A 21323-nucleotide genomic window follows, 5' to 3' on the forward strand; every position below is an offset into this window, starting at 1 on the left:
TCAGAAGTTCGCCGGGGTGTTGGCGCTGATGATTTCGGCCTCATCCTGGCCAATGTTCTTGAAGCTGTGCGGCAGGGTAGTGGGGATGTAGTAGCCGTCACCCGAATTGAGCACGCTGACCTGGCCATCGACCCACAGTTCGACGGTGCCGCGGGTGACCAGGCCGCACTCTTCGCCTTCTGCATGCACGATTGGCTCGCCCGAATCGGCGCCGGGTGCGTACAGTTCACGCAGCATGCGCATCTGACGGGCCTCGACACTGGCACCTACCAACAGCATGCGCAGGCCGTTACGGCCCAAGTCTGGCTGCTCGCTGGCGCGGAACACGAAGCGCTCTTCCCGCACCGGCTCGTCGAAGCTGAAAAACTCCGCCAAGCTCATCGGGATCCCTTCGAGCAGTTTTTTCAGGGAGCTGACCGAAGGGCTGACGCGATTCTGTTCGATCTGCGAGATCGTCGAGTTGGTCAGCCCGCTGCGGCGGGCCAGTTCCCGTTGGGAGAGGTTGTTGCGTTCACGCACCAGTTTGAGTCGCGTCCCCGTGTCCATAGCCGCCTTGTAATCAGAGGTGTCAAAAATAATGAGCGACGCATTAAAACACACTCTGCACGCTTGCGCGCTGTGCTTATCAGGCACGTGGTTCGCGTGGCATCGGCCATAGCCCGACCAGCAGCAACAGCGCGGCTACCGCCAGGAACGGCAAGCGTGGGTCCAGGGCATACACCAGGGTGCCGGCCAGTGGCCCAATCACCGCGCCCATGCCTTGGGCGGCGCCGATCGAGCCCGCTGTGGCGCCTTGTTCCGAGGCCTGCATGGCATTGGCCGCCAGCGCCGAAAACGCCGGGAACACAAAGCCCATGCCGGCCGCAGCGACGAAGAAGCACGCCCACAGCCAGGGCGCGGTGGTCGCCAGTGCACCGCAGGCAAAGCCCACGGCCGACACGCTGGCGCCCACCCGGATCATCTTCAGCGGCGGCCATTCCAGTTGGCGCAGCACAACTTGGGCCAGGATCAGCGCCACACCGACCGTGGTCAGGGCAATGCCGGCGACCTGAGCCGCGTCAGCCGGGCCCAACTGCAAGCGGTCCAGGGCGAAGAACCCGACAATGATCTGTGACACGGTGACGCTAAGCATGGCGCTGAAGGCCACCAGCAAAGGCCGGCGCAGCCGGGGGTCGCTCAGTTGCACAGGGCTGGGCGCATGGGTGTGCGCCAGCGCTTTTGGCTTGAGTGTGAACAGCAACACGAAGAACGCGGTGGCCGGCAGCAGCGACATGAGGTGGAATGGCAGGCTCAGGCTGTAGCGCGCGAGCAGTGCGGCCAGTGCTGGGCCCAGCACCAGGCCGACCGCGTTTGCCGCGCCCAGTGAGGCCATGGCGCGGGCTCGGCGCTGCGGTTCGACATGGTCGGCGATCAGTGCATTGCAAGCCACTGGGATGGCGGCGTAGAAGGCGCCGATGCAGCCGCGTGCGAGCATGAGGCCGATAAAGGCCAGGGTTGCGCCCGGCATCCAGCGCAGCGCGCCTTCGACGAACACGCACAACAGCCAGTAGGCCACGGTGAAGCCTGCGCTTCCCAGCAGCAGCACGCGGCGGCGGCCTAGCCGGTCAGCGGCGCGGCCCCACGGGCGTGCCAGCAGCACCCAGACCACCCCGGCGACGGTAACAGCGGCACCGGCCTGCCAGGTGGCCATGCCGAGTTGGCGGGCGATTGGGCCTATCAGGGCAACGAAGGCCATCATCGACATGGTGCAGGCCATGTTGGCCAGCAGCAGTGGGCGTAAGTCCAGCGTGCTGGCAGGCACGAGAGTGGCAGGATCCTTTGCGACGTTCATGGGCAGTCCAGAGAAGTTCAGCGATAAGTGCGCCGATCTTAGTAAGCATTATTATCGATTGTCGAACGCCCTGAACCGCACCGGCTTATTCGCTGCGACGCAGGGGGCCAGGCCACATGCTACGCAAGACGCCGTCGCGGCGCACCAAGGCGTGCATCAGCGCTGCGCCCAGGTGCACCAGGATCGTCGCGAACAGCAGGTAGCCAGCCCAGCCGTGGGCTTGTCGCAGCACGGCATACAGCTGCAGGTCGTGGGGGGCGATTGCCGGCAATTGCAGGGGCCGTGGGTAGCCGCCGGCCGACAGCATGGCCCATCCCAGCAGTGGCATGGCCAGCATCAGGCCATAGAGCAGCACATGCGAGGCACCGGCGGCGAACCGCTGCAGCGGTGGCAGGTCGCGTGGCAGCGGTGGGTGTGGCAAGGCCAAACGCAGGCCGATACGCAACACCACCAGTACCAGCAAGGCCAGGCCCGTGGCCTTGTGCAGGCTGAGCAATACGGGGTGGCGCAGTGACAGGTCGCTGACCATGCTCACACCAATGAACAGCATGGCCACAATCAACACCGCCATCAGCCAGTGCAGCAGGCGGGCGAGGGGGTGGAAGGCTTCAGGTCTCATGGGCGGGCTCCAGTGCCGAGCGATTCACGGCTGCGGCGGTTGAACGATTCCGAATAGGCGGCGGATCGGGCGGCCAGAATCGGGTCGGCAGAGGCTTCGATGCCGTGGGGCAGGATCAGCGGGTCGAAATTAATGTCGCGGCAAGCGCCTTGCTCAGGCGCGTCGACTTGTTCGAGCACAAGCGTGCCGGCGTCTACGCTGCGCCGTTGCGCAGGCCATGGGCTGGCCGGGTTGTCCACGGCGTCGCCAGGCTCGGCCAGGATCAGGCGCAGGGTCCAGCGCAGCGGCCCTTGGGCCAGGCGCTGTTGCAGGTCGTGCTGCAAGTATTGTTTGTCGTCCACCTGGCCTGGCAGGGCGGTAAACGGGGTTTGCGGCTCCAGTTGCCAACGTACCGGCTGTGCCGCGCCGGCGGCGTCGATCAGGCGGAAGGCATTGATGCTGTGATACTGGGTACTGGCGAAACTGTTGCTTGGCTTGTAGCTCGCCGCCCACTGGCGGAACGCCGCGCTTTCGGGGTGGGCGGCAAAAAACGCTTGTTGCCTGGCCGGGTCCGGTTTGCCAGTGGAAGGGTCTGGCGTACTGGCCAGGACTTGTTCATAGAACGCCTGCGGCGTACCCACCGCCAGCACCGGCGGGTTGTTCATGCCGGTACGCCAGACTTGCCCATCGTCAGTGCTGAGCTGAAGCGCCAGGCTGCGCACCGGGATTGCCGTGTCCGGCGCGAACGGGTTGGCGCCGCCAATGGCAAAACGGCCGATAACCGGCACGCGTGCCTGGCTGAACACGCGGGCCGTGGACAGGCTGGCAGCCTGCCCGCTGGCCTGGAAGTAGCCCGAGACACAGAGGCCTTTTGCGTGGTTCTTGCGGTAGCCTGGGTAGTGCCCGGCCTGGGCCTCGAAGGTGTCGATGATGCGCTTTGGTGTCAGTTCAGGTGCGCCGATCCAGCCGGCGGCATAGGCAAAGCCTGCGCCGGCAGCCAGCATGACAGCGCCGATGGCTGCCAGGCGCAGGGCCTTGGCGGGGCCGTGCAAAGGTGAGTTCATGATCATCGTCCGGTTCTGTGAAGGTGCCGGTACGACGCTGCAGGGAAAAACTTATTCCCTCGACGGGAATAGATTTTGTTACCGGGCGTCTGCCTCTTACACTGACAACCCCAGAGGCCGGGACATAGCCATGCACGATCTGGACGAACACCAGTGGCGCGAGCTGCTGGCACGTTTGCGCCGCTTTGCCTTGTGGTTGACGCGCGAATCGGGCAGCGCCGACGACCTGGTGCAGGCCACCGTCGAGCGAGCCTTGAGCCGCCAGGGCCAGCAACGTGAAGCTGAGGCGCTGCGCGCCTGGCTGTTCACCATCCTTTATCGGCTGTTTCTTGACGGCAAACGCCGCGACCGCCTGCATGCCCGTTGGCTGTCCTGGTTCGGCCGCGCCGAGGTGGAAAGCGAGCCCGTTGGCGGCAATATCGAAGACATCGTGCTGGCCCAGGCCGACCTGCGTGCCTTCGCTCGGCTGTCGGCCGAGCAGCGTGCTTTGCTGCTGCTGGTGAGCATCGAAGGTTTGAGTTACAAAGAGGCCGCCCAGGCCTTGGGCATCCCTATCGGTACCGTGATGTCGCGCTTGTCGCGCGCCCGCAATGCCTTGCGCGAACTGACCGAGGGCAACCCTCAACCCCCGGCCTTGCGGAGACTGAAATGACACGCCTGATCCCCACTGAAGATGAGTTGCATGCCTACATCGATGAGCGCCTGACGCCTGCCCGCCGGGCAGAGGTAAAGGTTTGGCTGGCGGCCAACCCGCAGGAAGCGGCGAGGGTCGAGGGCTGGCGCAGCGATGCGCGGCGGCTGCGTGTGGCACTCGCCGGCCTTGGTGAACAGCCGGGAGCTGCGCAGCTGGATCTGGGCCAATTAAAGCAGCGGCTGCGCCAGCGTCGTCAACGGCGTTGGGCATCGGCGGCAGTGCTCGTGCTGGCGATTGGTGTGGGTGGTTTGGGCGGTTGGCAGGCGCGGGATGCGATGTTGGCCAGGGTCGATCTGCCCATGGCCGATGCGGTCCAGGCTCATCGGCTGTTTGCCGGTAGCGAGGCGCTGGATATCCAGGCCAGCGACCCGACTCAATTGCGTGACTGGTTGGGGCGTCATTTCAGCCGGGTAGGCCAGTTGCCGGACCTGGCGGGTTACGGTTTCAGGCCGGTGGGCGCGCGGTTGCTCAGCAACGAGCAAGGGCCTGCGGCGCTCCTGGTGTTTCAGGATGGCAAAGGGGAACGCATCAGCCTGTTTCTGCGCTCGCCGGGTGAGCGTTATGAACGCATGCCCGAGGGGCAGCGGGTTGATGGGCAACTGGAGGCACGGTACTGGTCGCATGGGGCGTATAACTTTGCGTTGGTCAGTGCGGCGGACGATACGCGTGGGGCGGGGGTAGGGGAGGCGTTGCGGTTGGGGTTGTAGGGTGATGGTGATGATTTGGTTGAGTGGGTGTGGGCAGCCAGGTGTAGGGCATTGGATTTACAGCGCCTGTGAGATCGAGCGCCGCCCGCGCGGCGCTTCGCAGCACAAGGCTGCTCCCACATCTGTTTCGGGCCAATCAGTCCTGAGACAGAGGCGCGCGGCCGTTTGGCGCCCACCTCGATATCGTGTGGAACAAACAAGGCGGTCGCGCGCGTTGCTACAGGCGTTACTGGCCCGAAACAGATGGAGCAGCCTTGTGCTGCGAAGCGCCGCGCGGGCGGCGCTCGATCCCACAGGCGCTACAACTCAAATGCCTTACACCAGACCCGCGTCAGCTCAACTCCAGCCAGATCGGTGCATGGTCCGACGGCTTTTCCATCCCGCGCAACTCATAGTCCACACCCGCCGCCTTGATCCGTGGCACCAGGTGCTGCGACGCCATGATCAGGTCGATGCGCAGGCCACGCTTGGGTTCATCCTCGAAACCGCGGCTGCGGTAGTCGAACCAGCTGAAGCGGTCGGCCACGTCCGGGTGCAGGTGGCGGAAACTGTCGACCAGGCCCCAGCCTTTAAGGCGCTCCATCCATTCGCGCTCTTCCGGCAGGAAGCTGCATTTACCGGTCTTGAGCCAACGTTTGGCGTTGTCCGGGCCGATGCCGATGTCGCAGTCCTGGGGCGAGATGTTCATGTCGCCCATCACCAGCACCGGCTGGTCGTTGCGGAACTGGTTTTCGAGCAGGGCCTGCAGGTCGCTGTAGAAGCGCTGCTTGGCCGGGAATTTGGTGGGGTGGTCGCGGCTTTCACCCTGGGGGAAGTAGCCGTTCATGATGGTGATCGGGTTGCCGTCGGCATCGGCGAAGGTGCCCCAGATGAAGCGGCGCTGGGCGTCTTCCTCATCGGTGGCAAAGCCCTTGTGCAGGCTCAGCGGTGCCTGGCGCGACAGCAAGGCGACGCCATAGTGGCCTTTTTGGCCGTGGTAATGCACGTGGTAGCCCAGTGCCTGGACATCGGCCAGAGGGAACTGATCGTCGCTGACCTTGGTTTCCTGCAGGCCGATCACGTCAGGCTGATGCTTGTCGATCAGCGCCGCCAGCTGATGCGGGCGCGCTCGCAGGCCGTTGATGTTGAAACAGACGATCTTCATGGAAAGACAATCCCGGTAAAAGCCGCGATGCTAGCCGACATCGCGCGTCATCACCAGCATGGCGGGTTCGGGGTGCTGCTGCTAACGTGCTGTAGGGGCTGAACGATGCGTGGTGGAGCACACTCCAAGGCATTGCAAGCCCATTCCAGGAGGACTGCCCGCAATGCCCGAAACCACTGCCACGCCGGCGCGTATCTGCCAACTCGACGACGGCTACAGCCGTGAGGCGCGTTCGCTGCTGTACAACGCCTACCGCCATGAACCTACCTTTGCTTACATTTTCGAGGCGCAGCGCCCAGGCTATGAGCGCCGCCTGCGCGTGATGGTGCGTGAATGGGTCCGCCAGCACTTTTACCTGCAACTGCCGGCCATTGGCCTGTTGCTGGATGACCGTTTGATTGCCCTGGCCCTGATCGTGCCGCCGCTGCGCAGGCTGGGGGTGGCCGACAGCTGGGCCTGGCGTTTGCGCATGATGCTGGGTACCGGCCTGCGCTGCACGCGACGCTACATGGACTACCAGGCGGCATTGGCCAGTTGCTTGCCTACAGACCAGGTGCACGTCTTGCCTCTACTGGGCGTGCACCCACAATTTCAGGGGCGCCAGTACGGTGAGCAATTGTTACAAGCTGTGCATGACTGGTGCGCGGAAGACCCCAGCACCCAGGGTGTCGTGCTGGACACCGGTAATGAGCACTACCTGGCGTTCTACCAGCGTCAGGGCTATGAGGAAATTGGCGAGGTTGCCGTAGGGCCGATCCGAGAAAGGGTGTTCTTCCATCCCAACCCCGTGTCTTCAACTTCCGCTTTTGCCTGACAAGCCGCCAGACGGCTCCCTTGAGCGCCCGGCTCTGGTAGCATGCCCCGCATGACGTATTCAGGAAGATTAACCTGGGGCCTGGTTTTCTGGGTCGCCAGTTTCGCAGCATGGGGCCAGAGCGAGTTGCTGGTGAAGGTAAAACCAGCCAACAAAGCGCTCAAGGCCAATGTCGAAGGCTATATCGGCAACTTGGGTGACCGCGATGAAGAAGCGCTTCTGCGCTTCAGTCGCGGGGCTCAGGAGCAGGCGCGCAAAGCCGCGCAGGCACTTGGCTACTATCAAGCCCAGATCGATACCGAGGTCAAGCCTCCCGCCAAAGCCGACCAAGCCCCGCAATTGATAATCCAGATCGCCCCCGGCGAGCCTGTGCGCCTGCGCAACGTGACGGTGCGCATCGAAGGGCCTGCCAGTGAGATGAAGGCGTTTCGGGTGCCCGACAGCAAGGCACTGCGCGCTGGGGAGCAGCTTAACCATGGGCTTTACGAAGATGCCAAACGGCTGATCCAGAACCAGGCTTCACGCTATGGCTTCTTCGCCGGCCGCTTCAGCCGCCAACGCCTGGCGGTCGACCCCCAGGCCGGCGTGGCCGACATCGAACTGGTCTACCAAAGCGGCCCTCGCTATCGCCTGGGCGCGGTCAAGTTTGGCGGTGACACACCGCTGGATGAAGACCTGCTGCAGCGCATGGTCTCGTTCAAGCCAGGCACGCCCTATGACTCCGAGCTGATTGCCGAACTCAACAACGACCTGCAATCGAGTGGCTACTTCGAAGGTGTGCGGGTAGACGCCGCGCCGACTGCCGCCGTGGGCGAAGACATCCCGGTGGAGGTCCGCCTGGAAACCCGCAAACCACGCACCATGGGCCTGGGCCTGGGCTTCTCGACTGACGTCGGCCCCCGTGGCAAGGCCAACTGGACGCGACACTGGGTCAACCCTCAGGGCCACAGCTACGGCTGGGAAACCGAACTGTCGGCACCTCGGCAGAACGTCGGCCTGTGGTATGACGTGCCGCTCGACCCGCCGCTGACCGACAAACTGCGCTTTGCCGGTGGTTACCAGAACGAGGAACTCGCCGGTACCGACACCCTCAGCAAGCTGCTCACCGTCGGGCCTGAATGGCACAGCAAGTTGCCCAGTGGCTGGCAGCGGGTCATCTCGCTCAAGTACCAGCGTGAAGAGTACCGCCTGGGCGATGACTCGGGGCTGAGCAACTTGCTGATGCCGGGTGTCAGCTTCTCGTACCTGCGCAGCGACAACCGCATTGACCCGCACAATGGCTACCGCCTGCAGTTCGATACCCAGGTGGCGAAGGAAGGCCTGGTCTCCGACACCAACCTGCTGCACGGCAACGTGCTGCTCAAGGGCCTGACCACGCTTGGCCATAACCATCGCTTCCTCGGCCGGGTGCAATTTGGCGGCAGCGCCACCAACGGCTACAAGAACAACATCCCGCCATCGCTGCGCTTCTTCGCCGGTGGCGACCAGAGCGTGCGTGGCTATGACTACCAGACCTTGTCGCCGAAAAACAGCGACGGCGACCGCATCGGTGGCCGCTACCTGGTGGCTGGCAGCGTCGAGTACCAGTACTCACTGACTGAAAAGTGGCGCGTGGCAACCTTTGTCGATCAGGGCAACTCGTTCAACACCTTCGAGCTGCCAAGCCTCAAGACCGGGGTGGGCATTGGTGTGCGTTGGGTTTCACCGGTTGGGCCATTGCGCCTGGACCTGGCCAAGGCCCTCGATGACGAGGGCGGTATTCGCCTGCACTTCTCCATGGGGCCTGAGCTGTGACACGTGTGTTCAAATTCGTACTGCTGGGCGTGCTCGGCGGGGTAGTGGCCGTGGGCCTGGCGCTGGGCGTGCTGGTGGGGACCGAAAGCGGCAGCCGCTGGGCACTGGCCAGGGTGCCGGGGTTGCAGGTCGCTGACTTCCAAGGGCGCCTGGCGGGCAGTTGGCAAGCCAGCCAGCTGAGCTGGGTCGAGGGCGGTAACCGGGTCGAGGTGCAGGCCCCGCTGTTGACGTGGTCGCCCGCGTGCCTGCTGCGTGCCACCTTGTGTATCGATCAACTGCAGGCGCAGCGCATCGACATGGCGTTTGCACCCAGCGATGCACCGGCTGAAAGCGGCCCGCTGCAACTCCCGGCCCTGCGCTTGCCGGTCGCCATCGAGCTGGGCGAGGTCAAGATCGGCCAACTGCGACTCGACGGCAGCGACCTGCTGGGTGATGTGCAACTGGCCGCCCACTGGACCCAAACGGGCATGCGCATCGACCGCCTGCACCTGCAGCGCGATGACCTGCGCCTGGACCTGCAAGGCGACCTGCAACCTAAGGGCGATTGGCCGCTGCAGCTGCAAGGGCAAGTTCAGCTGCCATCGGTAGAGGGTAAAAGCTGGCAACTGGCGTTGACCGCGCAAGGCGAGCTGCAGAAAACCCTCACTCTCGAAGGCACCAGCTCGGGTTACCTCGATGCACGGCTGAACGGTGAGCTGCAAGCGTTGGCCGAGCACCTGCCGGCAACGCTGCAGATCCGTTCCGACGCTTTCAAACCAGCCGGGTCGCTGCCGGACACCCTGCAGTTCAATCAGCTTGAGCTCAATGCCAAAGGTGATTTGCTCAAGGGCTATAAATTGTCGGGCTCGGCCAGTTTGCCGGCTGAGCAGTCACCGATTGCCTTGGTCCTGTCCGGGCGGGTGGATAGCAAAGGGGCCAAGGTCGATGCCCTGGACCTCAACGCCAGCGATAACCAGCGGCTGAAGCTGCAGGCCAGTGCCGACTGGCAACAGGGCCTGACAGCCGATGCCCAGCTCGATTGGCTGGACTTCCCGTGGTTGCGCCTGTACCCGCTGGAGACGCCGCCTGACGTCACGCTCAAGCAATTCAATGCCCAGGTCCACTACCGCGATGGCAACTATCAAGGCACCTTCAAGGGTGATCTCGACGGCCCGGCGGGGGCGTTTTCCCTGGCCAGCCCGTTCGAAGGTGATTTGAACCAGGTGAAACTGCCGCAGCTGGCGCTTAGCGCTGGGCAAGGCAAGGCCGAAGGCAGCGTCGCGGTGCGTTTCGCCGATACGCTGGCGTGGGATGTCGACCTGCAGCTCTCGGCGCTCGACCCCGCGTATTGGCTTGCCGAACTGCCCGGCACCCTGGCCGGGCCGCTGCGCAGCAAAGGTGAAATGAAGGGGGATGCACTCAAGCTCGATGCCCAGCTCGACCTTAAAGGCCGCCTGCGCGGGCAGCCGGCAGTGCTCAAGGTCGAAGCCCAAGGGGCTGGGGAAAGCTGGACGCTCGGAGCCCTGGCTATCCAGCTGGGTGACAACCGCATCAATGGCAGTGGCAGCCTGCAACAGCGGCTGGCCGGGCGCGTGGATCTCGACTTGCCGCGTTTGGGGCAGCTATGGCCCAGGCTGCAAGGGCAGGTCAAGGGCCGGCTGGACGTCGCCGGGACCTTGAAGGCGCCCCAAGGTACGCTCACTTTGCAGGGCCAACAGCTGGCGCAGGCCGAAAACCGTATTCAGCGCCTGGACCTGGACGCACGCCTGGACAGCGGCCAACGCGGTGTGATCGACCTCAAGGCCGGCGGCATCCAACTCGGTGACACCGCACTGGGTACCCTGCAGGCCAATGGCAAAGGCGACATTCGCCAGCAAGCCCTGACCCTGGCGCTCGACGGCCCGCAGCTCAAGCTGGACCTGGGCCTGGACGGCCAGTTGAGCAAAGGCGATTGGCGTGGTCGCCTTGCCAGTGGCCGAATCCAGGCCGGAGGCCAGGATTGGCAGTTGCAGGCGCCGGCACGCCTGCAGCGATTGGCCAGCGGCCAGCTGGATTTTGGCGCCCATTGCTGGCGTTCCGGCCAGGCCAGCCTGTGTGGTGATGACCAGCGCCTGGCGCCTGAGCCGCGCTTGCGCTACCACCTTAAACAGTTCCCGCTGGACAGCCTGGCCCAGTGGCTACCAAAGGACTTTGCCTGGCAGGGCCTGCTGAATGCCGACGTCAACTTGGATATCCCGGCCAGCGGCCCGAAAGGCAACATTGTTGTCGACGCCAGTGGCGGCACCTTGCGCGTGCGCGACAAGGGGCGTTGGATCGATTTCCCTTATCAGGCGCTGCGCCTGGACAGCACCCTGGCACCTCGCCGCATCGACACCCGCTTGAATTTCCGGGGTGAGCGCCTGGGCGAACTGAGCCTGAATGCCCGCCTCGACCCGTTGGGCAAGAACAAGCCATTGTCGGGCGATTTCCGCCTGGCGGGCCTGGACCTGTCGGTCGCCCGACCGTTCGTGCCCATGGTCGAACGCCTGGCCGGGCAGTTGAATGGCAGCGGAAACTTGTCGGGTACGCTGCTGGCACCGCAGGTCAACGGCAACCTGGTACTGAGCCAGGGCGAGGTCAGTGGCGCCGAACTGCCGGTTAGCCTCCAAGACCTCTCGCTGCAGGCTACGATCGCGGGTGAACAGGTCCAGCTCAACGGCGGTTGGCGCAGCGGCGAAGCGGGGCGCGGGCAACTGTCCGGTAATCTGACTTGGGGCCAGGCCTTGGGCATGGACCTGCGTTTGCAGGGGCAACAATTGCCGGTGACGGTTGAGCCCTATGCGACGCTGGAAGTCGCCCCGGACCTGAACCTGCGCCTGGTCGACGACAAGCTGTCGATAACCGGCAAGGTGCAGGTGCCAAAAGGCAAGATCACGGTACGCGAGCTGCCACCCTCGACGGTGAAGGTGTCTGATGACACCGTTATCGTTGGCCATCAGACCGAGGAGGGCAAGCCGCCCATGGCGATGGCCATGGACATCGATGTCGATGTCGGGCGCGAAAAGCTGTCGTTCAAAGGCTTTGGCCTCACGGCCAACCTGTTGGGCCACGTGCATATCGGCGACAACCTTGATACCCGCGGTGAACTGAGCCTGGCCGATGGTCGTTACCGCGCCTACGGGCAGCGCCTGACCATACGCCGGGCGCGCTTGCTGTTCGCCGGCCCGCTCGATCAGCCGTACCTGGACATTGAAGCGATTCGCAAAGTCGATGACGTGATTGCCGGTATTCGCTTGAGCGGCAGTGCCGAGCAGCCCACCACGCAGGTGTTCTCCGAACCTGCCATGAGCCAGGAGCAGGCCCTGTCGTACCTGGTGCTGGGTCGCCCATTGGGCACGTCGGGTGAGGACAACAACATGCTCGCCGAGGCCGCGTTGGGCTTGGGCTTGGCAGGCAGTGCCGGCATTACCGGCAGCCTGGCATCGAGCCTGGGTATCGATGATTTCCAGTTGGATACCGAAGGCTCGGGTAACACCACCAGTGTGGTCGCCAGCGGCAACCTGACCGAGAAGCTGAGCTTGCGTTACGGGGTGGGGGTGTTCGAGCCTGCCAACACTATCGCGTTGCGCTACAAGTTGAGCCGGATGGTTTACCTGGAGGCGGCTAGCGGGTTGGCGAGCTCGCTGGATATCTTCTACAAACGGGACTTCTGATCGCCGCGGTCAACGGACCGTGGCAGCTTCGACGAATTCATTGGTATCGGGTGTGGACGGGGGGGTGGGTTTGGCTATGCGCACCGGTGTGATCAGGCTGGTGTATTCCTCAATCAGCCGGTTAAGCGCTTCAGGCGGCTCACTGGCCTGGAACTGCATGCGGATCTGCACCTCGTCAGGGTCGCGACTGTCGCCCTGACGGCCCTGGCTACCAATGGTCACCTTGAAATTGGCGGCGTTCGTCGCGCTGGCCGCCTGCAGCGCTTGCTGCGCCTCGGTGCCCTTGACGCGGACCGACAGGTCAACCTGCATGCGCTCAAGTGCCAGGCCCTTGGGCGACACTAGCGCAAACAAGGGCACACGCATGATGTGCTGCTCATCCATGGCGACTTCGACCATCTTGGCCTTCATGGGCGCACCCAGTGCTTCGGTGTCGCAGTCGAAGAATTGATCGAACAGATTGATGTACTGCTGAGCTATCAGGCTGTTGGTGGCGCTGGCGGCTTCTTGCAGGCCGCGTGTGATCTCGCGCAGGTCGATGGATGTCATGGGGGCGGGGGACTTGTCCAAACGTTCGGCTCCTGGGTTCAGGGGGTGCCCCCTGTTGCGAGGGGGCGATCGTTACCGACTTCAGTTAGCCGCAGGTGCCCCAGGCGTTGATTTGCTGCCGTTCGCGAGGCCGTTGAGCGTGTCGGCTTGCGAGATCATGTCCGGGCTATTCAGCTTTGCGGACTTGACGACAGTGGGTTTGGTGGCAGCCTCGGTCAGGAAATCGATGACCCTCATCACCGCTTCAGGCGGGTCTTGGCGCTTCAGGGTCGTGCTGAAAGCGTAGCGGGCGCGGGTGTCGGTCTTGCGGGTTTGCGTGGACTTGTGGCTGATGCTGCCCTTGACGTTGAGCTTGAATGGCCCCCAACCCAGCGACCCGGTTGCAGTTGCGGCCAGGTTCTTGTCGGTCACGTCTTCCGACATCTGGTTGATGGTCAGTTCGAACTCGACATTACCTTCCTCAATGGCGATGTTAGGGTGAGTGATCGCCGCTACCAGCGGCACTTTCATGGTTTTGCTGACGACGCCTTGGTACTCACCCTGTTCATCGACGATGGTTTCGTCGTAGTCGAATTGGATGGCGACCGCCTTGCCTTCCTGAACGCACACTTGCATCAGGAAGTCGGCGTAGGACTTGCTTGCGGTAACTTGTGCCTGAACCACGGCTTGCAGGGGGCCTGCGATCATGCGGTCCATCGGCAAGGCATTGATGACGGATCCGATGAGGCTGTTGTCTAGGGACATAGCTGGATTCTCTTTTTAATGGGTGCTGCAAACCTGGCCGTCAGTGGCGACCACTAGGGTTATCGACCAGCGAACATAGGGGGTCTTGTCGGCGGATATTGCCGATCTGCCGCAGGCTCAGGCCGTACTTGTCGGCCAGCAGGCTACGTGACAAGCCCTCGGCGCTTTCCTGCTGAATCTGCAGGTTGCGCAACTGGCGCATGAAGTGGTCGGCCTTGGGGATTTCCAGGGCCACACCAGCGAAGCGCTTGATCAGCGCATCGAGCGCGTCGGCCGGGAGCACATCGGCGAGCTTGGTGCGCTCGCGGTGTTTGGGGATGTATTTGGGTCTGCCGCCATAGGCGCAGGTGAGCTGGAATGCATTGTCGATACCGATGCAGTCGATCAGCGCTTGCAGTGAGTGGGGTAACTGGCTGATGTCTATCCGGGTAAGGTCTGGTAACTCCATAAGACGCTCCTTCGTTCGGTGTAGATGCGGTAAGCGATCACCTGCGGCGTTGTGTCGAAGGTGTGACCGAATTCTCAGGTAGAGCCAAGGTGCGTCGCTAGGCGCCATATAGGCTTGGGTTTGTAGCCTCGTTGAACAGTGTTTGCAGGCAGTGATTTCCCTTCTCGTAGGACATGCCTTCAACTATTCGCTGCAGCCGGTGAATTCCCGCTGTGACACGCCATGGCTTACCTGCTGGGTCAGTGACCCTCAGTCGCACGGATAGAGGCTCAACAGGCTTGCGCTTCTCAGGTATGCCTTGGGGGTCGTGCTCATGCCTTGGGGCAGGGCGCGCCAGTCGACCAGCAGGCACAGCGCGTTGAACGCATGCTCGGCGCGTTTTCCTACAATGCGATCGGGAAAATTTCGGCGATAAAGTGCCCGGGTCTGCTTCACTGCGTGCACCTGGTCGGCCTGTGCCAGTGTTTGTCGGGCCAACTCCGGTAACAGGGTTGCCGGCACGGTGAAGTGCACCTGGAAGGCATGAGCCTGCAGGTAACCCGCTTCGCGAACGCTGTACCAGAGTTGCTGCCATTGGCTGGACCCGGCGTTGGTCGCCAGTTCACTGCCTAGCTTGAGCAACTGTTCGGGGGGTGTCTGGCGCGTGTCCAGCGCGTAAAGAGGTAAGGGCGTCACAGCAAGGGATGCGAGCAGCAGGGATTTGTACATAGTGCCTCCGGCACGGGCGATGAGGGCCCATGCTTTCAGGCGAGTGGCACCACACTAAGCAGGAAATGCAGCGCCAGTGCGGGTGGGCGTTGTATCATTGCCGCGGCTCGTTGCGAGCCTTTTGCCCCTGATGTTGCAAGGAACTTTCAATGACACACGTGCAGCGCCTCAAATATTCACTTCTGATCATACTGGTAGTACTGGGCCTCATGGTTGGCCTGTCCCACCTGCAAAAGCAGGGCACGATCAGTGAGCAGACCTTCCAGTTGCTGGCGATCGCCATTGCGGTGGTCGTGGTAGTCATCAACGGCATTCTGCGGCGCAAGGTCAAGCCCTGATCTGTGCGGGCCGGCCAGGTGTGGCCGGCCGTACGCTCAGCGCGGGGACGCTTGATCCAGCACGGCGCGGGCCTGGGGGTTGAGGCTGTAGCATTTGTCGCTGCCCAGGTTGATGACGCCTTCAGCGCACAGCCGCTTGAGCACTTCACGCACGCTCAGGAACGACAGTGGAATGTCCAGTTGTTCCAGTTGCGCGTGCACGCCACGCACGCCAATGCTTCGGCCATTACGGTCGGCCGCATGCAGCGCATCGATGACCTTCAAGCGGATCAGGCTGGTGCGCAAGCCAAAGGTGCGTAAAAGTTCGCGAATCTGTTCGTTACCGACACGTTCGTCGGCGAAAACGTCCTGTCCCTTGGGCGCTTTGCCGGGTACGCGTGCAGCCTGCATTGAGGGTTGCGGGTTGTACATGTGAATGCTCCTTTTCGTGGACTAACCCGAAATGTGGTTGCCTCACTTACTAGGACGAATGAGAACGGAAAATCTGCAGCCCGCTCGAAAAAAAATATGCCTTTCCTGTTCAAGACGTTCTATCGCCTTGTAATACGTAAAATTTTCATTCAACCATTCGTCTGATCGGGATGACCCCTGGATCCGAGGTGTGCCCGTGTTCTCAATTTCTCGTCCCATGACCAGCGCAGGCCTGGCGGCTGCGTTGGTCGCCTTCAGCACTGCCGCGCTGGCGCAGCCCGCCAGCATGGATGCCAGTGCGCAGATCCGGCGTACCAGCTACGGAGTGCCGCACATCGTGGCCAAGGATGAGCGCGGCCTTGGGTATGGCATCGGCTATGCCTACGCACAGGACAACCTGTGCCTGTTGGCTAACGAAGTGCTGACGGTCAGCGGCGAGCGATCGCGGCACTTCGGTGCCAAGGCCAAGACCGTCGAGCAACGGGACAACCTTGCCAGCGACCTGTTCTTCACCTGGCTCAATACGCCGAGCGCTGTGGGGGCATTTCTGCAGGCACAACCGGCACCGGTGCGTGACCTGCTCGATGGCTATGCACGCGGCTTCAACCGTGCCCTCGCCGAGCGCCGCAGCCAAGGCCTGCCGGCAGAGTGCGGGAAGGGTGACTGGGTGCGGCCGATCACCAGCGAAGACTTGCTCAAGTTGACCCGTCGCCTGTTGGCTGAGGGGGGCGTAGGACAATTCGCCGAGGCGTTGGCAGGGGCACAGCCCCCCTCATTGACCAGCCAGCGCGAGGCCACAGGCTTTGCCACGGCGTTGGCCCGGCAGGAGCGTTTTGCCTTGGAGCGCGGCAGCAACGCGGTGGCCGTCGGTTCGCAGCGCTCGGCCAATGGCCGTGGCCTGCTGCTGGCTAATCCGCACTTTCCCTGGATGGGCGGCATGCGCTTCTACCAGATGCAACTGACCATACCGGGCCAGCTGGATGTGATGGGGGCGGCACTACCGGGCTTGCCTGTGGTGAACATCGGTTTCAACCGGCATCTGGCGTGGACGCATACGGTCGACACGTCAAACCATTTCACCCTTTATCGCCTTCAGCTCGACCCGAAGGACCCGACCCGCTACATGCTCGATGGCAAGTCACTGCCGTTGATGCGGCAGGCTGTCAGCGTTACGGTCAAGGCCGAGGATGGCACCTTGAGCCAGGTAGAACGCCAGGTCTACAGCTCGGAATTCGGGCCAGTGGTGCAATGGCCTGGGCGCCTGGATTGGGACGCGCACGCGGCCTACAGCCTGCGCGACGCCAACCTGGGCAACACGCGGGTGCTGCAGCAGTGGTACCGCATCAACCGCGCCGACAGCTTGGACGCGTTGAAGGGTTCGGTGCAGCAGTTGCAGGGCATTCCCTGGGTTAACACGCTTGCTGTCGATGAGGGGGGCGGGGCGCTGTACCTGAACCAGTCGGTGGTGCCGTACGTCGACCAGCAACTGCTGAGTGAGTGCGGCAACCCCAAGGCGCAAGGGCGCATGGTGGTGCTCGATGGCTCGCGCAGTGCGTGCCAGTGGAAGGTCGACGCGCAGGCGGCGCAGCCCGGCATCTTCCCCGCACGATTGCTGCCGAGCCTCGAGCGCAAGGACTTCGTGCAGAACTCCAACGACCCTGCCTGGATGGCCAACCCGGCTCAGCCGTTGACCGGGTTTTCGCCGCTGGTCAGCCGCGATGACCAGCCGCTCGGCATGCGTGGGCGGTTTGCCCTGCAGCGCCTGCAAGGCACGGCCAAGCTGGGTGTAGACGACCTGCAGCGCATGGTGACGGATGATGAGGTCTACCTCGCGAGCCTGCTGCTGCCGGACCTGCTGGCGTGGTGCAAGGATGCCGAGGCAGATGTGCAGCCTGTCTGTGCCAGCCTGGTCGCCTGGAATGGCAAGGCAGACCTGGACAGCGGCGTTGGCCTGGTGCATTTCGAAAACATGCTTGAGGCCCTGGTGGCTCACCCTGAAAGCTGGCGGGTAGCGTTCAACCCGGCCGACCCGCAGCATACGCCGCGTGGCCTGGCGGTCGAGCAGGCGGCAGTGCGCAAGCTGCTGCACCAGGCGGCGCTGGCGTCCCAGCAGCAAGTGGCCAAAAGCGGGGTAGGGGGCGATAGCCGTTGGGGGCAGGTGCAGCAGGCTATCGATGGTACGCCGGTGCCTGGCGGGCCGCAGGGGCTTGGGGTGTATAACGCGATCCACAGTGTGCCGCATGGGCCGGGCAAGCGCCTGGTGGTCAGTGGTACCAGCTACCTGCAAGTGGTCAGCTTTACCGAACAAGGGCCGCAGGCGCGCGGACTGCTGGCGTTTTCACAGTCAAGCGAGGCGGGCTCGGCGCATGCGCATGACCAGACCAAGGCGTTCTCGGCCAAGCAGTTGGCAGTGATTCCGTTTACCGAGGCGCAGATAAAGGCAGATCCTGAGTATCGCGAGACAGTGATCAGCGAAGGGGATAGATAAGTGAATCTGGGGCTGCTTCGCAGCCCATCGCAGGCAAGCCAGCTCCTACAGGTACAGCGTATTCCCAGGGATTCGCACATACCTGTAGGAGCTGGCTTGCCTGCGATGGGCTGCAAAGCGGCCCCAGATTTCCGGGTAGTCAGGAAAACTCGAACGGCGTTAACTGAAAGCCCTGCTCGTCGACCTGCAGGGTCCAGCCCCGGCGGTCCCAGTCCCCCAGCACAATGCGCCGTGCCGGTTGCCCGTCCACCACCAGCTTGTGAATCGCCGGCCGGTGGGTGTGACCGTGAACCAGTGTCCTGACACCGTGCGCCGCCATCACCTTGGGCACTTCATCTGGCGTGACGTCGACGATTTCCGTGGCCTTCATGCGCGTTTGCGTGCGGCTTTCACTGCGTAGCTTGCGCGCCAGCTTGTGCCGCGTGGACAGCGGCAGGTGCCGCAGAATCCAAAGGCTCAACGGGTTGCGCAGGTAACGACGCAGCTTCATGTAGGCCACGTCCCGCGTGCACAGCGTATCACCATGCATCAGCAGCACCTGCTCACCGCCCAGTTCGACAACGCTCGGGTCGGCCAGCAAGGTGCAGCCTGCGGCATCGCAAAAGGCCTGACCGATCAGGAAATCACGGTTGCCATGCATCAGATAGACCGCCGTACCGCTGTCGCTCAACTGGCGCATGGCCTGGCAGATCGACTGCTGGAACGGCGTCATGGCATCGTCGCCGATCCACGCTTCGAAGAAGTCGCCCAGGATGTACAGCGCTTTGGCATGCCGCGCACGGCCATCGAGCAGATCAAGAAACGCCCGGGTGATATCCGGGCGTTCTTCTTGCAGGTGCAGATCGGAGATCAGCAGTATCACCCAATGATCTCGGCTTTCTCGATGATCACGTCTTCTTTCGGTACGTCCTGGTGGCCCGCTTTCGAACCGGTGGCGACTTTTTCGATGGCGTCGACGATTTCACGGCCTTCGATCACTTCGCCGAATACCGCGTAGCCCCAACCCTGCACGTTCTTGCCGCTGTGGTTGAGGAAGTCGTTGTTGGAGGCGTTGATGAAGAACTGCGCCGAGGCCGAGTGCGGCTCCATGGTGCGGGCCATGGCGATGGTGTACTTGTCGTTCTTCAGGCCGTTGTCGGCTTCGTTCTGGATGCTGGCACGCTTGTCACGCTTTTCGTTCATGCCTGGCTCGAAACCGCCGCCCTGGATCATGAAGCCCTTGATCACACGGTGGAACACGGTGTTCGAGTAGTGACCGGCTTCAACGTATGCCAGGAAGTTGGCAACGGTCAGCGGGGCTTTTTCGGCGTTCAGTTGCAGGACGATGTCGCCGTGGTTGGTGGTCAGTTTAACTTTGGACATGCTGAAATTCGCTCTTTCAAGGCATTAAGGAATTAGGGTGCGCAGTGCGCGGGTTATCACCTGACGCAGTATCAGGCGATCGCGACACAATGGCGCGCACAGGCCATTTTGCCAGCCTGCGGCAAAAAGCCGTGATAAATCACGCCAGTTTGTCCGAGCCCGGCTGTCAGCAGCTTGACTGCTTCGGCTATGATAGGCCCTTTGATTCAATCGGCCTACCCAGGCCGGACACGTGCATTCAAGGATCCTATGAGCAAGCCCACTGCCGACAACGCGCCCAACGCCGCTGCCAAAGGCGCCCCCGCTGTCCCTGCGAACTTCCTGCGGCCGATCATCCAGGCCGACCTGGACTCGGGCAAGCACAGCAGCATCGTCACCCGCTTCCCGCCGGAGCCCAACGGTTACCTGCACATTGGTCACGCCAAGTCGATCTGCGTAAACTTTGGCCTGGCCAAGGAATTTGGTGGCGTCTGCCACCTGCGATTCGACGATACCAACCCGGCCAAGGAAGACCAGGAATACATCGACGCCATCCAAAGCGACGTCAAGTGGCTGGGCTTCGACTGGGCCGGCGACGTGCGCTATGCCTCCAACTACTTCGACCAGTTGCACGATTGGGCGGTCGAGCTGATCAAGCGTGGCAAGGCCTATGTCTGCGACCTGACCCCTGATCAGGCCAAGGAATACCGCGGCAACCTCAAGGAGCCTGGCAAGAACAGCCCGTTCCGCGAGCGCAGCGTCGAAGAAAACCTCGACCTGTTCGCACGCATGAAGGCCGGCGAGTTCAAGGACGGCGAGCGCGTGCTGCGGGCCAAGATCGACATGGCGTCGCCGAACATGAACCTGCGCGACCCGATTCTTTACCGCATCCGTCATGCCCACCACCACCAGACCGGTGACAAGTGGTGCATCTACCCGAACTACGACTTCACCCACGGCCAGTCGGACGCCATCGAGGGCATTACCCACTCGATCTGCACCCTGGAGTTCGAAGGCCACCGTCCGCTGTACGACTGGTTCCTCGACAACCTGCCGGTGCCGGCGCACCCACGTCAGTACGAGTTCAGCCGCCTGAACCTGAACTACACCATCACCTCCAAGCGCAAGCTCAAGCAGCTGGTCGACGAGAAACATGTCGACGCTTGGGATGACCCGCGCATGTCGACCCTGTCCGGCTTCCGCCGCCGCGGTTACACGCCGGCGTCGATCCGCAATTTCTGCGAGATGATCGGTACCAACCGTTCCGACGGCGTGGTCGACATGTCGATGCTTGAATTCAGCATCCGTGACGACCTCGACCGCACCGCGCCACGTGCCATGTGCGTACTGCGCCCGCTGAAAGTGGTCATCACCAACTACCCGGAAGGCCAGGTCGAGCAGCTCGAACTGCCGCGCCATCCGAAGGAAGACATGGGGGTACGTGTACTGCCGTTCGCCCGCGAGCTGTACATCGACCGCGACGACTTCATGGAAGAACCGCCAAAGGGCTACAAGCGCCTGGAGCCGGCCGGTGAGGTGCGCCTGCGTGGCAGCTACGTGATCCGCGCTGATGAAGCCATCAAGGATGCCGACGGCAACATCGTCGAACTGCGCTGCTCGTACGACCCGGACACCCTGGGCAAAAACCCGGAAGGCCGCAAGGTCAAGGGCGTGATCCACTGGGTGCCGGCCGCAGGCAGCGTCGAGTGTGAAGTGCGCCTGTACGACCGCCTGTTCCGCTCGCCAAACCCGGAAAAGACCGAGGACGGCGGCAGCTTCCTGGACAACATCAACCCAGATTCGCTGCAAGTGCTGACCGGCTGCCGCGCCGAACCGTCGCTGGGCCAGGCACAGCCTGAAGACCGCTTCCAGTTCGAGCGCGAAGGCTACTTCTGCGCCGACCTCAAGGACAGCCAGCCGGGTCGCCCGGTGTTCAACCGCACTGTCACCCTGCGTGACTCCTGGGGCAGCTAAGGAAC

General features: G+C 62.9%; 20 protein-coding genes. 8 read left to right on the top strand and 12 right to left on the bottom strand.

Annotated features, from left to right (window positions below; translation table 11 throughout):
* From D886_RS0115530 to D886_RS0115545, 4 genes are all read right to left on the bottom strand, one after another.
* The gene (locus D886_RS0115530) at positions 1 to 546 is read right to left on the bottom strand and encodes a cupin domain-containing protein (RefSeq protein ID WP_027594799.1); all 546 of its coding nucleotides are present in this window, start codon (positions 544 to 546) and stop codon (positions 1 to 3) included.
* Positions 547 to 625: 79 nt separating this feature from the next.
* Positions 626 to 1831, bottom strand: a complete 1206-nt coding sequence (locus D886_RS0115535; protein WP_027594800.1) for an MFS transporter — start codon at positions 1829 to 1831, stop codon at positions 626 to 628.
* 85 nt (positions 1832 to 1916) lie between these two features.
* On the bottom strand, positions 1917 to 2450 hold the full coding sequence (locus D886_RS0115540; RefSeq protein WP_027594801.1) for a cytochrome b: 534 nt from the start codon (positions 2448 to 2450) through the stop codon (positions 1917 to 1919).
* On the bottom strand, positions 2447 to 3499 hold the full coding sequence (locus tag D886_RS0115545) for a catalase family peroxidase (protein WP_027594802.1): 1053 nt from the start codon (positions 3497 to 3499) through the stop codon (positions 2447 to 2449). The genes D886_RS0115540 and D886_RS0115545 overlap by 4 nt, the downstream gene beginning before the upstream one ends.
* A 124-nt stretch (positions 3500 to 3623) precedes the next feature.
* Between D886_RS0115545 and D886_RS0115550 the strand changes: the two genes are divergently transcribed.
* Together D886_RS0115550 and D886_RS0115555 are read left to right on the top strand one after the other, a co-directional pair.
* Complete coding sequence (locus tag D886_RS0115550; RefSeq protein ID WP_027594803.1) at positions 3624 to 4145, top strand: sigma-70 family RNA polymerase sigma factor; 522 nt, start codon at positions 3624 to 3626, stop codon at positions 4143 to 4145.
* Entirely contained in the window at positions 4142 to 4894 is a 753-nt protein-coding gene (locus D886_RS0115555) for an anti-sigma factor (protein ID WP_027594804.1), read from the top strand. The genes D886_RS0115550 and D886_RS0115555 overlap by 4 nt, the downstream gene beginning before the upstream one ends.
* Positions 4895 to 5225: 331 nt before the next feature.
* Here the strand turns inward: D886_RS0115555 and xthA are convergent, their stop codons facing one another.
* Positions 5226 to 6038 carry an exodeoxyribonuclease III gene (xthA, locus tag D886_RS0115560; RefSeq protein WP_027594805.1) on the bottom strand — a complete coding sequence of 271 codons (813 nt, stop codon included), beginning with the start codon at positions 6036 to 6038 and terminating at the stop codon, positions 5226 to 5228.
* 163 nt (positions 6039 to 6201) lie between these two features.
* Between xthA and D886_RS0115565 the strand changes: the two genes are divergently transcribed.
* From D886_RS0115565 to D886_RS0115575, 3 genes are read left to right on the top strand one after another with little or no spacing between them, the layout of a single operon-like run.
* Positions 6202 to 6852 (top strand): N-acetyltransferase, encoded by a 651-nt coding sequence (locus D886_RS0115565; protein ID WP_027594806.1) that lies wholly within the window; start codon positions 6202 to 6204, stop codon positions 6850 to 6852.
* A gap of 51 nt (positions 6853 to 6903) precedes the next feature.
* Positions 6904 to 8646: an autotransporter assembly complex family protein gene (locus D886_RS0115570; protein ID WP_027594807.1), complete on the top strand. Its 1743-nt coding sequence runs from the start codon at positions 6904 to 6906 to the stop codon at positions 8644 to 8646.
* A complete protein-coding gene (locus D886_RS0115575) occupies positions 8643 to 12317 on the top strand; it encodes a translocation/assembly module TamB domain-containing protein (RefSeq protein WP_027594808.1) in 3675 nt (1224 codons plus the stop codon). The genes D886_RS0115570 and D886_RS0115575 overlap by 4 nt, the downstream gene beginning before the upstream one ends.
* 9 nt (positions 12318 to 12326) lie before the next feature.
* Here D886_RS0115575 and D886_RS0115580 read toward each other — a convergent pair whose 3' ends face one another.
* The 4 genes from D886_RS0115580 to D886_RS0115595 all read right to left on the bottom strand — a co-directional run bounded on the left by D886_RS0115580 (position 12327) and on the right by D886_RS0115595 (position 14766).
* Complete coding sequence (locus D886_RS0115580) at positions 12327 to 12887, bottom strand: DUF2589 domain-containing protein (protein ID WP_027594809.1); 561 nt, start codon at positions 12885 to 12887, stop codon at positions 12327 to 12329.
* Between the two features lie 60 nt (positions 12888 to 12947).
* On the bottom strand, positions 12948 to 13610 hold the full coding sequence (locus tag D886_RS27050; protein WP_033694218.1) for a DUF2589 domain-containing protein: 663 nt from the start codon (positions 13608 to 13610) through the stop codon (positions 12948 to 12950).
* Between the two features lie 40 nt (positions 13611 to 13650).
* Positions 13651 to 14058, bottom strand: coding sequence for a Mor transcription activator family protein (locus tag D886_RS0115590; RefSeq protein ID WP_027594810.1), 408 nt, complete (start codon positions 14056 to 14058; stop codon positions 13651 to 13653).
* Between the two features lie 249 nt (positions 14059 to 14307).
* Complete coding sequence (locus D886_RS0115595) at positions 14308 to 14766, bottom strand: hypothetical protein (RefSeq protein WP_027594811.1); 459 nt, start codon at positions 14764 to 14766, stop codon at positions 14308 to 14310.
* Between the two features lie 149 nt (positions 14767 to 14915).
* On the opposite strand from D886_RS0115595, the gene D886_RS0115600 reads away from it, so the two are divergent.
* Positions 14916 to 15104: a hypothetical protein gene (locus tag D886_RS0115600; RefSeq protein ID WP_027594812.1), complete on the top strand. Its 189-nt coding sequence runs from the start codon at positions 14916 to 14918 to the stop codon at positions 15102 to 15104.
* Positions 15105 to 15140: 36 nt separating this feature from the next.
* Here D886_RS0115600 and D886_RS0115605 read toward each other — a convergent pair whose 3' ends face one another.
* A complete protein-coding gene (locus D886_RS0115605; protein ID WP_027594813.1) occupies positions 15141 to 15515 on the bottom strand; it encodes a fe2+ zn2+ uptake regulation protein in 375 nt (124 codons plus the stop codon).
* A gap of 217 nt (positions 15516 to 15732) precedes the next feature.
* Here D886_RS0115605 and D886_RS0115610 point away from each other — a divergent pair, with 217 nt between their 5' ends.
* Positions 15733 to 18003, top strand: a complete 2271-nt coding sequence (locus D886_RS0115610; protein WP_081717505.1) for an acylase — start codon at positions 15733 to 15735, stop codon at positions 18001 to 18003.
* A gap of 139 nt (positions 18004 to 18142) precedes the next feature.
* Here the strand turns inward: D886_RS0115610 and D886_RS0115615 are convergent, their stop codons facing one another.
* Together D886_RS0115615 and D886_RS0115620 are read right to left on the bottom strand one after the other, a co-directional pair.
* A complete protein-coding gene (locus tag D886_RS0115615; RefSeq protein ID WP_027594815.1) occupies positions 18143 to 18865 on the bottom strand; it encodes a UDP-2,3-diacylglucosamine diphosphatase in 723 nt (240 codons plus the stop codon).
* Entirely contained in the window at positions 18862 to 19365 is a 504-nt protein-coding gene (locus D886_RS0115620; RefSeq protein ID WP_027594816.1) for a peptidylprolyl isomerase, read from the bottom strand. Before D886_RS0115620 ends, D886_RS0115615 begins: the two co-directional genes overlap by 4 nt.
* Before the next feature lie 249 nt (positions 19366 to 19614).
* Between D886_RS0115620 and D886_RS0115625 the strand changes: the two genes are divergently transcribed.
* Positions 19615 to 21318 carry a glutamine--tRNA ligase/YqeY domain fusion protein gene (locus D886_RS0115625; protein ID WP_027594817.1) on the top strand — a complete coding sequence of 568 codons (1704 nt, stop codon included), beginning with the start codon at positions 19615 to 19617 and terminating at the stop codon, positions 21316 to 21318.
* Positions 21319 to 21323 lie beyond the last annotated feature (5 nt).

Source organism: Pseudomonas sp. LAIL14HWK12:I7 (assembly GCF_000483465.1).
Classification (GTDB): Bacteria; Pseudomonadota; Gammaproteobacteria; order Pseudomonadales; family Pseudomonadaceae; genus Aquipseudomonas; species Aquipseudomonas kermanshahensis.

Coding starts and splice junctions, on each gene's coding strand:
- D886_RS0115530 (WP_027594799.1), bottom strand. CDS start 546: ATGGACACGGGGACGCGACTCAAACTGGTGCGTGAACGCAACAACCTC.
- D886_RS0115535 (WP_027594800.1), bottom strand. CDS start 1,831: ATGAACGTCGCAAAGGATCCTGCCACTCTCGTGCCTGCCAGCACGCTG.
- D886_RS0115540 (WP_027594801.1), bottom strand. CDS start 2,450: ATGAGACCTGAAGCCTTCCACCCCCTCGCCCGCCTGCTGCACTGGCTG.
- D886_RS0115545 (WP_027594802.1), bottom strand. CDS start 3,499: ATGATCATGAACTCACCTTTGCACGGCCCCGCCAAGGCCCTGCGCCTG.
- D886_RS0115550 (WP_027594803.1), top strand. CDS start 3,624: ATGCACGATCTGGACGAACACCAGTGGCGCGAGCTGCTGGCACGTTTG.
- D886_RS0115555 (WP_027594804.1), top strand. CDS start 4,142: ATGACACGCCTGATCCCCACTGAAGATGAGTTGCATGCCTACATCGAT.
- xthA (WP_027594805.1), bottom strand. CDS start 6,038: ATGAAGATCGTCTGTTTCAACATCAACGGCCTGCGAGCGCGCCCGCAT.
- D886_RS0115565 (WP_027594806.1), top strand. CDS start 6,202: ATGCCCGAAACCACTGCCACGCCGGCGCGTATCTGCCAACTCGACGAC.
- D886_RS0115570 (WP_027594807.1), top strand. CDS start 6,904: ATGACGTATTCAGGAAGATTAACCTGGGGCCTGGTTTTCTGGGTCGCC.
- D886_RS27050 (WP_033694218.1), bottom strand. CDS start 13,610: ATGTCCCTAGACAACAGCCTCATCGGATCCGTCATCAATGCCTTGCCG.
- D886_RS0115590 (WP_027594810.1), bottom strand. CDS start 14,058: ATGGAGTTACCAGACCTTACCCGGATAGACATCAGCCAGTTACCCCAC.
- D886_RS0115595 (WP_027594811.1), bottom strand. CDS start 14,766: ATGTACAAATCCCTGCTGCTCGCATCCCTTGCTGTGACGCCCTTACCT.
- D886_RS0115600 (WP_027594812.1), top strand. CDS start 14,916: ATGACACACGTGCAGCGCCTCAAATATTCACTTCTGATCATACTGGTA.
- D886_RS0115605 (WP_027594813.1), bottom strand. CDS start 15,515: ATGTACAACCCGCAACCCTCAATGCAGGCTGCACGCGTACCCGGCAAA.
- D886_RS0115610 (WP_081717505.1), top strand. CDS start 15,733: ATGACCAGCGCAGGCCTGGCGGCTGCGTTGGTCGCCTTCAGCACTGCC.
- D886_RS0115620 (WP_027594816.1), bottom strand. CDS start 19,365: ATGTCCAAAGTTAAACTGACCACCAACCACGGCGACATCGTCCTGCAA.
- D886_RS0115625 (WP_027594817.1), top strand. CDS start 19,615: ATGAGCAAGCCCACTGCCGACAACGCGCCCAACGCCGCTGCCAAAGGC.